Annotated in this window: 12 protein-coding genes; 6 read left to right on the top strand and 6 right to left on the bottom strand. The window is 72.4% G+C overall.

Annotated elements, in window-relative coordinates; genetic code table 11:
- Positions 1–77: 77 nt before the first annotated feature.
- Entirely contained in the window at positions 78–551 is a 474-nt protein-coding gene (locus DY023_RS10805; RefSeq protein ID WP_116242477.1) for an Lrp/AsnC family transcriptional regulator, read from the top strand.
- 89 nt (positions 552–640) lie between these two features.
- On the opposite strand, the gene DY023_RS10800 is transcribed toward DY023_RS10805, so the two are convergent.
- The 6 genes from DY023_RS10800 to DY023_RS10775 form a co-directional block, all read right to left on the bottom strand.
- Entirely contained in the window at positions 641–1,417 is a 777-nt protein-coding gene (locus DY023_RS10800; protein ID WP_116242354.1) for a DeoR/GlpR family DNA-binding transcription regulator, read from the bottom strand.
- Positions 1,414–2,295 carry a class II fructose-bisphosphate aldolase gene (locus DY023_RS10795; RefSeq protein WP_116242353.1) on the bottom strand — a complete coding sequence of 294 codons (882 nt, stop codon included), beginning with the start codon at positions 2,293–2,295 and terminating at the stop codon, positions 1,414–1,416. Before DY023_RS10795 ends, DY023_RS10800 begins: the two co-directional genes overlap by 4 nt.
- Positions 2,292–3,542, bottom strand: a complete 1,251-nt coding sequence (locus DY023_RS18260) for a 1-phosphofructokinase family hexose kinase (protein WP_245958668.1) — start codon at positions 3,540–3,542, stop codon at positions 2,292–2,294. The genes DY023_RS10795 and DY023_RS18260 overlap by 4 nt, the downstream gene beginning before the upstream one ends.
- Positions 3,539–4,588 (bottom strand): ROK family protein, encoded by a 1,050-nt coding sequence (locus DY023_RS10785; protein ID WP_116242352.1) that lies wholly within the window; start codon positions 4,586–4,588, stop codon positions 3,539–3,541. The genes DY023_RS18260 and DY023_RS10785 overlap by 4 nt, the downstream gene beginning before the upstream one ends.
- Before the next feature lie 2 nt (positions 4,589–4,590).
- Positions 4,591–5,496 carry an SIS domain-containing protein gene (locus DY023_RS10780; protein WP_116242351.1) on the bottom strand — a complete coding sequence of 302 codons (906 nt, stop codon included), beginning with the start codon at positions 5,494–5,496 and terminating at the stop codon, positions 4,591–4,593.
- Positions 5,497–5,600: 104 nt separating this feature from the next.
- On the bottom strand, positions 5,601–6,749 hold the full coding sequence (locus tag DY023_RS10775) for an ROK family protein (protein WP_116242350.1): 1,149 nt from the start codon (positions 6,747–6,749) through the stop codon (positions 5,601–5,603).
- Between the two features lie 129 nt (positions 6,750–6,878).
- Between DY023_RS10775 and DY023_RS10770 the strand changes: the two genes are divergently transcribed.
- The 5 genes from DY023_RS10770 to DY023_RS10750 all read left to right on the top strand — a co-directional run bounded on the left by DY023_RS10770 (position 6,879) and on the right by DY023_RS10750 (position 13,299).
- Positions 6,879–7,922: an ROK family transcriptional regulator gene (locus DY023_RS10770; RefSeq protein ID WP_116242349.1), complete on the top strand. Its 1,044-nt coding sequence runs from the start codon at positions 6,879–6,881 to the stop codon at positions 7,920–7,922.
- 80 nt (positions 7,923–8,002) lie between these two features.
- Positions 8,003–8,620 carry an RNA polymerase sigma factor gene (locus DY023_RS10765; RefSeq protein ID WP_245958667.1) on the top strand — a complete coding sequence of 206 codons (618 nt, stop codon included), beginning with the start codon at positions 8,003–8,005 and terminating at the stop codon, positions 8,618–8,620.
- The gene (locus tag DY023_RS10760) at positions 8,617–9,069 is read left to right on the top strand and encodes a hypothetical protein (RefSeq protein ID WP_116242347.1); all 453 of its coding nucleotides are present in this window, start codon (positions 8,617–8,619) and stop codon (positions 9,067–9,069) included. The genes DY023_RS10765 and DY023_RS10760 overlap by 4 nt, the downstream gene beginning before the upstream one ends.
- Positions 9,070–9,150: 81 nt before the next feature.
- Positions 9,151–10,749 (top strand): S8 family peptidase, encoded by a 1,599-nt coding sequence (locus DY023_RS10755; protein ID WP_116242346.1) that lies wholly within the window; start codon positions 9,151–9,153, stop codon positions 10,747–10,749.
- 135 nt (positions 10,750–10,884) lie between these two features.
- Positions 10,885–13,299, top strand: coding sequence for a CHAT domain-containing protein (locus tag DY023_RS10750; protein WP_116242345.1), 2,415 nt, complete (start codon positions 10,885–10,887; stop codon positions 13,297–13,299).
- The last annotated feature ends 195 nt before the right edge of the window (positions 13,300–13,494 follow it).

Below are 13,494 nucleotides of genomic sequence, written 5' to 3'. Positions count from 1 at the left end.
TGGGGTCACGACCGAAGATTCTTCGTAGGATGCTGATGAAGCTGTCGGAAACTGCGCGTCGGAGCGAGGAACTGCCCATGCCGGAGATCGAATCCTCGGGCCCCCTGGATGCCATCGACCGCACCCTGCTCTCGGAGCTCAGTCGTAACGGCCGCATCTCGAACACCGAGCTCGCCGCGCGGGCCGGCATCGCCGAGTCGACGTGCCTGAAACGGGTACGCGCACTGCAGGCTCGCGGCGTGATCGTCGGCTTCCACGCCGAGATCTCACCGGTGGCGATGGGACTGCACCTCGAAGCGCTGATCACTATCCGGCTGCATGCCCACGCCCGCGGTGATCTGCGCCGGTTCCAGTCCTATCTGGAGGATCTGCCCGCCACGCAGCGGGTGTACTTCCTCGCCGGCGACCGCGACTTCATGGTGCATGTCGCGGTGGCGGATGCCCCGGCGCTGCGCGAGCTGGTCTCGGACACCCTCAGCCTGCAGCCCGAGGTGGCGTCGACGAGCACGTCCCTCATCTTCGCGCAGGCCGCCGGCAAGCGCGGGCTGTAGCGCGGGGAACGCCCGGTCGGGTCGCAGTTCGCCCCGGAAAGACCGCGCCAGAGCGCGACGAAGTGCGACCTGAGCGCAGGCGCTCACGCTCAGTCCGCGATGCGGACCTCGTAGCCCAGGGCTTCCAGGTCTGCGCGTGCGGACTCGGGCACCCCGGCATCCGTGATGATCGTGGCGAACAGCTCTGCGTCGCCGACGGCGGCGAAGGTCTGCACGCCGATCTTCGACGAGTCGGCGACGATCGCGGCACGGCGGGAACGCTCCGCCATGATGCGGTTCACGTCGGCCTCGGCCTCGTCGTGCGTGGTGGCGACGCCGTCGGGCGACAGGCCGTTGATGCCGATGAACGAGATGTCGAGCCAGAGCCCCTCGAGGAGCTGCTCGACGAAGGGGCCCACCAGTTCGTAGCTGCGCGAGCGGATGACACCGCCGGTGACGACGACCTTGATCTCGGGCCGCATCGCGAGCTGCGCCCCGATGTTCACCGCGTTGGTCACCACCGTGAGTCCGTGGTCGCCCAGGTCGTCGCGCGCGGCGAGCGCCGCGGCGATCGCTGTGGTCGTCGTGCCGCCGGAGAGGCCGACGACCGATCCTGGGGTCACAAGGGCGGATGCCGCAGCGGCGATGCGCTCCTTCTCGTCGGTGCGCAGGTGGCTCTTGTAGCGGATCGGCAGCTCGTACGCGACGGACTGGGCGACCGCCCCGCCGTGGGTGCGTGTGAGAAGCCGCCGCTCGGCGAGGCTGTCCAGATCACGTCTTGTGGTGGCGGCGGATGCGCCGAACCGCTCCACGAGCTCGTCGACGCCGACCTCGCCCTGCTCGCCGAGCAGCTCGAGGATCGCGTTGAGACGGGATGCGCGGTTCATGGGGTGCCCTCGGTGTCCGGTTCCAGCGCGAACAGCCGCAGCATCCTCGCCGCTTCCGCAGCCACGGCATCCCGCGCCGGCGAGATGTACTTGCGCGAGTCTACGAGCTTCTCGTCGGCGGCGAGCCGGTCGCGCACCGCGCGGGTGAAGAAGCCGTTCAGATGCGTGGACACGTTGATCTTCGTCATGCCGGCCCGCACCGCGTCGGTGATCACGTCATCGGGAACACCTGACGAGCCGTGCAGCACCAGCGGCACGTCGGTCGCGTCGCGCCCGCATCCGCGCAGCGCCTCGCGCAGGCGCATGATGAGGTCGAGGTCGAGGGATGCCGAACGGTCGAGCATCGCGTGCGACGAACCGACCGCCACGGCGAGCGCGTCGACGCCGGTCTCGGCGACGAACGCGCGGGCCTCGTCGGGGTCGGTGCGCACTCCGGGGGCGTGCGCGCCGTCCTTGCCTCCGACCTCGCCCAGCTCGCCCTCGACGTAGACTCCGGCGGCGTGCGCGCGATCGACGACGGCGGCGGTCAGCGCGACGTTATCGGCGTACTCGAGCTTGCCGCCGTCGAACATCACCGAGCCGAAGCCGAGGTCGATCGCCTCGTGCACGAGCTCGGGGCGCTCGGCGTGGTCGAGGTGCACGGCGACGGGGGTCTCGGCACGGCGGGCGACCGCGAGCGTCGCCAGCGCGATCGGCTCGAGTCCGCCGTGGTAGTCGGCGCAGTTCTGCGAGATCTGCAGGATCACGGGCAGCCCGGCACGTGCGGACGCCTCGACCAGCGCCTCGGCGGTCTCGAGGTGGATCACGTTGAAGGCCCCGATGCCGTTGCCGTTCCAGGCGGCATCCGTCACGAGGTCGCGGGCGGAGACGAGGGTCATGAGGCATCCTTCGCTTCGGGCGAGAGACGGGCCGGGAGCCTCTTCTCGCGGGTGATGATGACGGCGGCCTCGAGCTCGGGCCAGGAGGGGTGGATGTCGCCGGCGAGCGGCATCAGGACGGCGGCTGCCGACCACGCGGTCGCGCGGCGCAGGATCGCCTCGGGGTCGTGGTTGCCGGATGCCAGGAGCGCTGCGGCCGCGGACACCGCCGCGTCACCGGCCCCGGTCGGGTTCCCGGCGAGGGCCTCGGGGAGGCGTGCGGAGATCACCTGGAGGCCGTCGGATGCCGCAGACGAGATGTCTTCTGCGTGGCGCGCCGCCCCCCGACCCGCCGTCGACGGGCCGGATGGTCCGTCATCTCCGACCCGGGCGGCGCCCCCAGCGTCGACGCTTGCGTCATCGGACCTGCCGGAATCAACAGACGAGACGGCCACAGCACGGCGCGCCGCCCCGCGACCCGCCGTCGGCAGACCGGATGGTCCGTCGTTTCCGACAGCAGCGGCGGCATCCGCTGACACGGCGAGCATGCCTTCGGCTCCACGGGAGAGCAGGATCAGCGAAGCGCCGCGGCGCAGCAGCTCGCGTGCGCCCTCGATCGGATCGGCGATGCCGGTCGCCTCCGCCAGCTCGGCCGCGTTCGGCTTGAGCACGTCGGCACCGGCATCCGCCGCGCGCAGCAGCGCCGGGCCTGACGTGTCGGCGATCACGATCGCGCCGGCCGCGCGGCCCAGGGCGATCAGCGACGGCAGCAGGTCGTCGGGGGTGCCCGGCGGCACGCTGCCGGAGATGACCAGGACGGAGCGCTCGCCCGGTCGCCCCGCGCCCTTCGTCTCGTCGCTGCGCTCCTCGCTCAGCGACCGCGGAGACAGCGACCGGCGAACCGCGTCGCGCAGGGCATCCCATTCGGCATCCGTCGGGGCGATGCCGCGCTCGTTCACGATCGTCGTGTCGCCGAGCGCCTCGTCGACCAGGGCGATGCTGCGCCGCGTCGGGGCGGCGACCGGCACCAGCAAGGCGGGCACACCGGCAGCGGTCAGCTCGGCCTCGAGCTCCTCGCCCGTCGCACCGCCCACCGTGGAAACGGCGACGACGGAAGCCCCGGTGGTGTGCGCCACCCGGGCGACGTTCAGCCCCTTGCCGCCGGCGCGCACGGCGCCGGCATCCGCCCGGTGCGTGCCGCCGGGCACGATCTTCTCGACGTGCCAGGTGAGGTCCAGCGCGGGGTTCGGAGTGACGGTGACGATCATGCGACCACCCGCCGCGCGCGCAGCGCCGAACCGAGGATCCCGGCGTTGCCGGAGAGCTGCGCGGGGATCAGCACCGGGATGCGGTGGAAGCTCAGACGTGCGGCCAGCCGAGTGCGCAACTCGTCGAACAGCGCGCCGCCGGCCCGCGAGAGTCCGCCCCCGATCACCACGGCCTCGGGCGCGATGACCGCGGTCAGCTGCGCGATCGACAGGGTGAGTGCGTCGAGCGCCTCGTTCCAGATCTGTCCCGCGACCGCGTCGCCGTCGGCGGCTCGGGCGATGACCTCCTTGGCCCCGTCGACCTCCACCCCCGTCGCCGCCTCGTACCGCCGGGCGATCGCGCCGGCCGAAGCGACGGCCTCGAGGCATCCGCGCGCTCCGCACGGGCAGGGCCATTCGCCGATGGGGGAATGTCCGATCTCGCCCGCATACCCTCCGCCGGTGTACGGCACGCCGTCGACGAGGATCGTGCCCGCGATGCCCGTGCCGATGATGATCGCCACCGAGTTGGGGTAGTCGCGCGCGGCGCCCAGCATGTACTCGGCCCAGCTCGCCGTGCCCACGTCGTGGTCGAAGGCCACCGGGAGTCCGAAGCGCTGCTCGGCCAGCATCCGCAGCGGGGCGCTGCGCAGGCCGAGGTTGCTGGAGAACACCGCGACCCCGGCATCCGCGTCGACGATACCCGGGACGACGAAACCGACGGCCTGCGGCACGATCTCCGGATGCTGCGCGCGCAGCGCGTCGCCGAGTTCGCCGATGCGCTCGACCAGGCGCGCCGGCATGTCGGGGCCGGCTTCGGGCGTGGGTGTCCGGCGCAGCCCGACGGCCGCGCCGGACGCGTCGAACAGGGCCGACTTGATGTCGGTGCCGCCGACGTCGAAGGCGAGCACGGGTGTGCCGGCGCCGATCGATGCGGCACGGGCGAGCCGCTCGCCCGATGCGTCGGTGACGACGTCGGGGATGCCGGAGCCGAACTGCGCAGCTGCGGCGCCCTCGCCCGGCTCCGAAGGTGCGCCCGCGTCAGCGGCGCCGGCTGCAGCGGTCATGATCAGTCGTCGAGGATGACGGAGCGGGTCAGGTTGCGCGGCTGGTCGGGGTCGAGGCCCTTCGCGACTGCACGCTCCAGAGCGACGTTGTGCAGGCGCACCAGGTCGGCCATCGGGTCGATCGGATGCTGCACGAAGCGGGCGCCCGTGGCTCGGACCTGCGCCTCGAGACCGTCCGGCACCTGGCCGAACGCCCACGCGATGCGGCCGGGGGCGGCGATCGCGATGGGGCCGTGGCGGTACTCCATCGCGGAGTACGACTCGGTCCAGGACTGCGACGACTCGCGCATCTTCAGACCGGCCTCGTGTGCCAGGCCGATGGTCCAGCCCATGCCGAGGAAGCTGTACTGCTCGGCCTCGCCGAGCGCGGGGTCGGTCGTCGCCGGGTCGGACAGCACGCCGGCGGCGTCGGCGATCGCACCGTCGAGCGACTCGCCCAACGAGGCACGGAACAGCGCGAGCGCGGTCGTCGCGAACCGGGTCTGCACGACCGACTTCTCATCCGCGAAGGGCAGCCCGATCACGGTGTCGGCGAGGTCGACCAGCGGCGAGGTCGTGTCACCGACCACGGCGATCACCGGCGTCCTGCCCTTCACCTGCGAGGTCAGCCCGAGCACCTCGGTCGTCGTACCGGAGCGGGTGAGCGCGACGATCGCGTCGTAGTCGCGCGCGAACGGGAACTCGGGTGCGGTGAACGCATCCGTCTCGCCGTGGCCCGCAGCCTCGCGCAGCGCGGCGTAGGACTGCGCCATGAACCAGCTGGTGCCGCAGCCGACGACGGCCACCCGCGCACCGGATGCCGGCAGCAGGGCCTGCTCGTCGCGCATCGCGGCCGCGCGGGCCCAGGTCTCGGGCTGGGAGAACAGCTCGGCGCGCATGTGCGCACCGGCAGCGGGGGTCTCGGTCATGTCTGCCTCCTCAGCAACGATCCGCTTCCGCAGAGCGTGCAGTTTTATGATCGTTTTTCACAAGTTACGCTCATGATACTGCACCCAACCGAGATCGGACAGTCCTACTCCGCAAGCTGCGCAGCACTCCAGCGCACGCCCAGCGCAGTCCTCAGCGCGAACTGCGCCGCTCCGGCGAAAGACACGATCCCCCCGGTCGCGCCGCGCACCGACACCCGCACCGTTCCACTCGGCGGCAGCTCGGTCTCTGCCCGCACGAGATCGAGGAACTCCTCGCCCAGCCCGGCAGCCGAGCCGCCGATCACCACTTCGCCGGGGTCGAGCATCGCGGTGAGCATCGTGATCACGCGGCCGAGGGCGATCGCCCCGCCGGCGAGAAGTGCAGGATCGGCCGACTCGATGAGGGCGCGCACCTGCGCGGCATCCATCCCCTCGTCGAACCCGGGGCCGAGCATCGCCGGCATCGACGCCGCGGACTCCAGGCATCCGCGCCGTCCGCACGGACACGCGCGCGCCTCGTCGCCGAACACCACCCGCACGTGCCCGATCTCTCCCATCCGGGCGTGCGGCCCGGCCTCCGGCTCGCCGTCGAGCGTGACGGTCGCGCCGACCCCGATACCCATGTGCAGGAACAGTCGGCGCCCGCCCGACGAACCGCTCGCGATCGTCTCGGCGACGGCCTCGGCATCGACGTCGTTGACCAGCAGCACGGGTGCGCCGAGCAGTTCCGACAGCTCGTCGGCGAGCGGCAGATCCACCCACTCGAGCTGCACGCTCTCGAGCACCACGCGGCCGTCGGTCGCCCCGGGCAGTTGCACGGCGGCGGCCAGCAGGCGCGCTCCGAACCGGTTCGCGATCCTGCCGAGCATCGTGCGGATCACCTGGTCACGATCCTCGGACGTGTACACGATGCGCTCCTCGTAGATCGAGGATCCGTCCAGGGCGATCAGCGCGGCGTGAGCATCGGCGTACCTCAGTACGACCACGAGGAAGAGATGGTGCGTCGCATCGATCGCGAGCACCGTCGCGCGCTTTCCACCGGTGCTGGCCGCCTGCCCGACCTCGGCGACCAGGCGCTGGTCGATCAGTTCGGCCACCAGGGACGACGCCGTCGCGGCGGTGAGTCCGGTGGCCCGGGCGATGCCTGCGCGGGTTTCGCTTCCCGAGTTGTCGAAGACCAGCTGAAGCGCCCGCCGGAGATTGCCTCGGCGGACCAATGCCTGACCATCGAGCTCATCCTCGGCGTACAGCATCCACCGTTCCTTTTCGCATCCCGGCCTCGGGCCTGTTGACAACGACCGAGCCCGAGCCTACGCTCGCTTTCGTAAGTTTAGTCGATGAACTAAGTAAATCGACGGACCACCACCCGGCAAAGGAGCACGATGGTCACTGCGACGCACATCCCGGTGCAGGGAGCGCGCCGACACAACAGAGGTGTCGTGCTGCAGGCGCTGCTGCGCGAATCATCCGCCAGCCGTGCCGACCTCGCCCGCCTCACCGGCCTCGCCAGGCCCACGATCACAGAGGTCGTGCGGGACCTGCTCGCCGACGGCGTCGTGATCGAGACCGGCCAGAGCCAGGAGACGCGCGTGGGCAAGCCCTCGGTGCTGCTCGAGGTGGACGGCGACGCGGTCCAGACGATCGCGATCGACCTCACCTCTCCGGATTGGATCGTCGGCGCCGTGTGCACGCCCGACGGTCGCATCCTCGTGCGACAGGAGATCGCACGGGATTCCACGTCCGACCTGCCCGTCGCTGTGGCCGCGCTCGTCGCACGGCTCGCCGCGCAGGCCGGATGCCCGGTGCTCGGCGTCGGGTTCGGGGTGCCGATGGACGCCGCATCGGGGGATGCCGCTGCGTTCATCGGCGCCCTCTCGACTCGGCCCGACACCGCCCTGCTGCCCGCCTACGTTGCGGCTGAGGCCGATCTCGCCGCCCGCGCGGAGGCCGGCTTCGGTGATGCGGAGTTCCTGCTGGTGCGCCTCGGCGGAACCGTGAGCACCGCGCTCGTCACCGGGTACACGGCGGGATCGGACACGGCTCGCGAGCTGGCACACCTCGACGTCGGCGGCGATGCGGGCCGCGAGTGCCGCTGCGGCAACAGCGGGTGCGTGCACGCCTGGCTCACGGTTCTCGAGGAGCGGATGGATGCCGCAGAGGACGAGCAGACCCGTGAGGCCGTGCGCGTCGAGGCGGGCGAGAAGCTCGGCACACCGCTCGCGGCGATCGTCTCGGCCCTCGATCTGCCCCAGGTGGTGCTCAGCGGCGCCTCGCCGCTGATGGGCCCCGAGCTGTGCAGCGCCGCCGAATCGGCACTGTCCGCCGCACGTCTGCGCAACGCGCATGTCGAGGTGCGGTGCGGGCAGACCGAGGATGCCGTGCTGCGCGGTGCCGCGGCCCAGGTGCTGGCGGCCGAACTGGCCTGACGCATCCGGCATCCGGCATCGCCGCCATGTATCAGCGCGGCGGTTGCCCGCTCCTGGTGGATATGGCCACAATGAGCATCATGAGCGATGCCGTCCCCGAGGGCACCGCCGACCCGCCCCCCGCCACGAGCCGGTGGCGCCGTGCGGCGGAGCATTTCCGCGCCTGGCGCGACGGCGACGCGCGGGCGATGGACGACCTGGTGCGTCTGATGACCCCGGTGCTCTGGCACGTCGTCCGCGCCTACGGCGTGGACCGCGCGCTCGCCGAGGACGTCGTGCAGACCACCTGGTTGCGTCTGGTGCGCGGGCAGGACCAGATCACGGATGCCGCGGCCGTGTCGGCCTGGCTCACCACCACCGCCCGGCGCGAGGCCTGGCGGGCCGGCAAGGCTCAGAACCGGGCGGATGCCACGGAGGACGCCGATCTGGAGGCGATGCTGCCCGTCGCGGCATCCGCGGAGGACGAGGCGACCGTCGCCGACGGCGCGAACCGGCTGTGGGCGGCCGTGCAGAGGCTGGACGAGCGCTGCCGGCGCCTGATCCGCGTGGTCGCCTTCGAGGAGCGGCCGGACTACAAGAGCATCGCGGACGACCTCGGCATGCCGGTCGGCAGCATCGGGCCGACCCGCTCCCGCTGCCTGACGAAGCTGCGGGTGCTGCTGGGCGACGAGGTCGGCGGAGCGCAGGCGGCGACATGAGCACGACCGACGACGAGCTGATGGCGGCGCTGCGCGCCCTCTGGCAGGAGAACGATCCGGTGCCGGCCGATCTGGCCGAGCGTATGGTCGCAGCCGTGGCATCCGACGACCTGTCGCGCGAGTACGCGCTGCTGACCCTCGTCGAGGATGCCACTGCCGCCGTGCGCGGCGACACCGGCACCACGACCCTGCAGTTCAGCGACGGCCGTGTCGGGGTGATGCTGCACGTCGCCGACGCCGAGGGCGGCGGACGCCGAGTGGACGGCTGGGTGGATGCGGAATCGCCCGCGGTGGTGCTGGAGCAGGGCCAGAAGTCGTGGACCGCCGAGCCGGCCGAGCACGGCCGGTTCGCCTTCGACAGGGTGCCGCCGGGTCTGTACCGGCTGCGCCTGACCGTGCGGGAGGACGCCGGGGAGCGCGTCTTCTCCACGCCTCGTTTCGAGATCTGAGTCGTGACGCAGGGCCCGGTCGCCGGAGGGGTGGCCGGATGAGGGATGCCGCACTCGCGGCACCGAACGGGAGGATGGGCGATGGAGCAACCCCCAGGATGGACCTGGCAGGACCGTGCGGAGGGATCGATCCCGCGCGGGTCGGCATTGGATCCGAGTGTCGACCCGGTCGACGGCGTGCGCGCCTATCCGACCGCGTACCTGCCGGATCGGCTGCTGCTGATCGAGTCGGGGGACCGGCGCCGCAGGGCGGTGGATCCCGACCTGACGTACATCGCCGAGGCGGCGGAGTCGTTCGGCTGGCAGATCGAGGTCGGGCCTGCGGATGCCACGGCGCAGGCGGATGCCGCGTCGCGCACCGCCCGGCCGGTGCGCGAACTCGGACCGGGCGTGCCCGGCCTGCTGCGGGTGCGGCTGAGCACACCCGACGTCGCCGGCCGCGGTGAGTCGCCGGCTCCGCCGGACGCGTGGCGGGTGCTGCAGCGTGCACGGCGCATCTCGCGGTCGTCGATGCCCCGCGCGGGGCTCGAGCACGTGCTCTCGGTGGATCCGGTGGGGCTGAATCCCTTCACTCGCACGAACCCGTTCACCCGCACCAATCCGTTCACGCGCACGAATCCCGTGCGCGGCGCCGGTCCGATCGGCAGCGATGACTATCTCGAGCCCGGCCGCGGCGCGCGGCAGCCGGTCGCATGGATCGGAGCCGCGCCGATCCGCAGCACCGCCCCGAAGCGGGGCCGGCGACCCGTCGTCGCCGTGCTCGACACCGGATGCGGTGAGCATCCCTGGCTGCCGGGCGACATCGTCACCCGGGGCGCAGAGCTCGATGGCGCACCGATCGGGCTGACCGGCGACGACGACCCGGAGCGCTTCCCCGACCTGTACGGACAGTTGGACGGTGAGATCGACGCGGTCGCCGGGCACGGCACCTTCATCGCGGGCCTGATCCGGCAGACCGCTCCCGACGCCGACATCCTCGCGATCCGGGTGGCGGGCTCGCTGGGCGTCGTCGACGAGAGTGTGTTCCTGCGCGCGCTGGCCGACGTGATCGAGCTGAAGCGACGCAACGTCCGCGATCCGAAGGCCGGCCGGCCGATCGACGTCATCAGCCTGTCCCTCGGGTACTACCACGAGACACCGGTCGACGGTCAGTTCTCGCTCACGCTGTACTCGCTGCTGCGCACGGCGCGGGAGCTGGGCATCGTGGTGGTGTGCTCGGCGGGCAACGATGCGATCGACCGCCCCTCGTTCCCGGCGTCGCTGTGGGCGTGGGAGGGTGCCGACAACGGCATCCTCCCCGACGATCTCGCTCCGCTGGTGTCGGTGGGAGCGCTCAACCCGTCCGGCCGCTCGGTCGCCCTGTTCTCGAACGTGGGCCCGTGGGTGCGCGTCTACGCCCCTGGGGCGCTGGTGGTGAGCACGACGCCGCCGTTCACGGGCGGGGCGCAGGCCGGCACGCGGTCCGACTTCGACGAGCTGCCCCGCGAGACCGTCGATCCCGACGACTACCGCGGCGGCTTCTCGGTCTGGAGCGGCACCTCCTTCGCGGCGCCGTTCGTGGCCGGCCGGATCGCCGCCGCGCTGGGGCCGGAACTCGCGAAGGGCGGCAGCCCGACCCGGAAGTCGCTGCGCAGGACCGTCGACGAGGTGCTCGCCGGGCTGCCGAACCCGGTGCGCTGACCGAGTCGAGCTCCCCCCTGCTCCGGTCTCACCCGTTGCGGGTGTTTCAACCGAGACACCCGCATCCGTTGAGACCGCAGCAGGGGCGAGACGGGCAGGCGCGACAGGAGCCGCAGGACCCGGCATCCTTGAGATATGCGTCTGACGGCAGCAGAACTCCATGAGCGGGGCAAGGATGCCGCGAACCATCGCCGGTTCGCGGCATCCCGTCGCGCGCTCACCGCCGCGCAGGCACGCACCGACGACCCCGATCTGGGCGCCCGCATCGCGGGCACCCTGTCGTACGTGCTCGCACAGACCGGTGAGCCGGATGCCGCGGAACGGATGTGCCGCGATGCGCTGGAGGCCGTGGGCATCAGCGCATCGACGCGTGTCGTGCTGGCCGGCCAGCTCGGCACTCTCGTGATGCACTCCGGAGGCGCAGACGAGGCGGAGCGCTGGCTCACCGAGGCGATAGACGGCATGGCCGATGCTCCGGGCGAACGCGCCTCCTGTCTGATGAACCGCTCGGTCGTCCGCATGCAGCGCCACGACCTGTCCGGAGCCGCCGCCGATCTCGAGGAGGCCGTCGCGCTCTACGACGAGCTCGGCGACCACGAAGCCGGCGCCGAGGCGCAGCACAACCTCGGCTACGCCGCGCTGCTCCGCGGCGACCTGGTGACCGCCCTGGGGCTGATGACCCGTTCACGGCCGGTGTTCGTCGAGACCAGCGATCTGGCGACCGCGATCGCCGATCTGGACCGCGCCGAGGTGCTGCGCGAGGCGGGGCTCACCGACGAGGCCGAGGAGCTGCTCGCCGAGGTCGCGGTGCGCTTCGGCGCCCAGCGGATGCGGCAGACCCGCGGTGAGGCGGAGTTCCAGCTGGCCCGGTCGCAGCTGCACCACGATCCCGTCGCGGCCCGGAGGACGGCGGCGCAGGCGCGCCGCCGGTTCGAGGCACTGGGCAGCGAGGGCTGGGCCGCGCGCGCGGCATCCGTCGAGTTGGAGGCCCGCCGGCTCGCCGGGCGCGCGCCGTCAGCGGCGGAGTACGACGCGGTGGCCTCCCGCCTGCGCGGGCTCGGGCTGGCGGGCGAGGCCGCGGCGACCGCCCTGAGCGCGCGACTCGCCGACCCGCGGCGGAAGACGATGCGCGTCTCCGCCGACGCGCCGACGGCGGTGCAGCTGCGATCCTTCGAGGCGCGTTCCGCGCACGCGCTGGATGCCGGGCGACCGGCCGACGCCCGACGGCTGGCGGCCGCGGGGCTCGACCTGTTCACGGGCTGGCAGGGGGCGTTCGGCGCCCTCGACCTGCAGGCGTCGATGACGATGCACGGCGCCGGGCTGCTCTCCGCCGGCCTCATGGCGGCCGAGCGCTCCGACGATCCCGGTGTTCTTTTCGAGTGGGGAGAGCGGGCCCGGAACATCGGTCTGCAGGTGGTTCCGGTGCGCCCACCGCACGACGCGGATGCCGCATCCGATCTCGCGGAACTGCGGATGCTGCGCACCGAACTCGGGGCGGATTGGGCGACCGATGCGCGGGTGCGCGCCGTGCGCGACCGCGTGCGGGAGCGGCAGTGGAGCGCGACCGCCGGCGCCGGCGCCCGGGAACAGGTGACGCTCGCCGCGCTGCAGGGTGGACTCGCGCCGGACGTCGCGGTGCTCACCTGGGTGTACACCGGTGCGGCGCTGCACGCGGTCGTCGCCACCCGTGACGCCGCGAGGATCGTGCACCTGTCCTGGGAGCGGGTGCGGCCCCTGCTGGACGGCCTGCGCGCCGACCTCGATGCCACAGCACTGGCCCACGGCACAAGGATGGCCGCGGTGGTCGAGCGCTCGCTCGCCGGGCGGATGTCGCGGCTCGACGATGAGCTGCTGATGCCGCTGCTGGGTCAGGTGCCGGGCGCGCGGCGCCTGGTGCTCAGCGTGCCCGGCATCCTCTCCGGAATCCCGTGGGCGCTGCTGCCGAGTCTCGCGGACGTGCCGTTCACGCTCGCGACCTCGGCGACCCGGTGGCTCGCATCGGCGCCGCGCCCGCTGCGTCACGCGGCGGTGGTCGCCGGCCCCCGTGTCGCGCGCGCCGGTGACGAGGCGCATGCCGTCGCGCAGGCGCACGGCGACGCCCTCGTGATGACGGGTGCCGAGGCGACCGTCGGCGCCGCGATCACGGCCGCCGGGCAGGTGGACCTGCTGCACGTCGCCGCGCACGGCCGGCACAGCGCCGACAACCCGATGTTCTCGGGACTCGAACTGACCGACGGGGTGCTGTTCGGCTACGACGTCGACCTGATCGGCACGGTTCCCGACACCGTCGTGCTCTCCGCCTGCGAGCTGGGACGGTCGGCCGTGCGCTGGCGCGACGAGGCGATCGGCATGACCCGGGTGTGGCTGCACGCCGGTGCGCGCTGCGTGATCGCCTCGCCGGTGCTCATCCCCGACGCCGCCGCGGCGGACCTGCTGCCCGCCGTGCACGAGCGGATCGCGGCGGGTCGGACGCCCGCGGTCGCACTGTCGGAGGCCGCCGCCGACACCGGCATCCGGGTGCCGCTGCACAGCCACGGCGACGGCTTCTGAGATCTTTTCCGGGATCCGTGTATCAGGACCGGCGCACGACGCTCCTGTTCTTCGGAAGGTGCCCTCGCCGGTCCGCCGAATCTGGGGAGAGAGGCGGAGCAGAGGAGCAGCCGACAGGGAGACCGGACAGCGGGGAGTCCGGACGGCCGCACCGACCTCGCCGGGGCGCCGCGAGCCGACGCGGCGCCCCGGACC

Origin of the sequence: Microbacterium bovistercoris, assembly GCF_003387575.1 — a bacterium.
Lineage (GTDB): Bacteria > Actinomycetota > Actinomycetes > Actinomycetales > Microbacteriaceae > Microbacterium > Microbacterium bovistercoris.
Note: the sequence above shows the minus strand (reverse complement) of the source record. Positions and strands in the feature narration are given on the sequence as shown.

Bases quoted from the DNA above. Each gene is read 5' to 3' on its own strand.
- DY023_RS10760 (WP_116242347.1), top strand. From the start codon at position 8,617: ATGAGCACGACCGACGACGAGCTGATGGCGGCGCTGCGCGCCCTCTGG.
- DY023_RS10800 (WP_116242354.1), bottom strand. From the start codon at position 1,417: ATGAACCGCGCATCCCGTCTCAACGCGATCCTCGAGCTGCTCGGCGAG.
- DY023_RS10765 (WP_245958667.1), top strand. From the start codon at position 8,003: ATGAGCGATGCCGTCCCCGAGGGCACCGCCGACCCGCCCCCCGCCACG.
- DY023_RS10770 (WP_116242349.1), top strand. From the start codon at position 6,879: ATGGTCACTGCGACGCACATCCCGGTGCAGGGAGCGCGCCGACACAAC.
- DY023_RS10795 (WP_116242353.1), bottom strand. From the start codon at position 2,295: ATGACCCTCGTCTCCGCCCGCGACCTCGTGACGGATGCCGCCTGGAAC.
- DY023_RS18260 (WP_245958668.1), bottom strand. From the start codon at position 3,542: ATGATCGTCACCGTCACTCCGAACCCCGCGCTGGACCTCACCTGGCAC.
- DY023_RS10805 (WP_116242477.1), top strand. From the start codon at position 78: ATGCCGGAGATCGAATCCTCGGGCCCCCTGGATGCCATCGACCGCACC.
- DY023_RS10750 (WP_116242345.1), top strand. From the start codon at position 10,885: ATGCGTCTGACGGCAGCAGAACTCCATGAGCGGGGCAAGGATGCCGCG.
- DY023_RS10775 (WP_116242350.1), bottom strand. From the start codon at position 6,749: ATGCTGTACGCCGAGGATGAGCTCGATGGTCAGGCATTGGTCCGCCGA.
- DY023_RS10780 (WP_116242351.1), bottom strand. From the start codon at position 5,496: ATGACCGAGACCCCCGCTGCCGGTGCGCACATGCGCGCCGAGCTGTTC.
- DY023_RS10785 (WP_116242352.1), bottom strand. From the start codon at position 4,588: ATGACCGCTGCAGCCGGCGCCGCTGACGCGGGCGCACCTTCGGAGCCG.
- DY023_RS10755 (WP_116242346.1), top strand. From the start codon at position 9,151: ATGGAGCAACCCCCAGGATGGACCTGGCAGGACCGTGCGGAGGGATCG.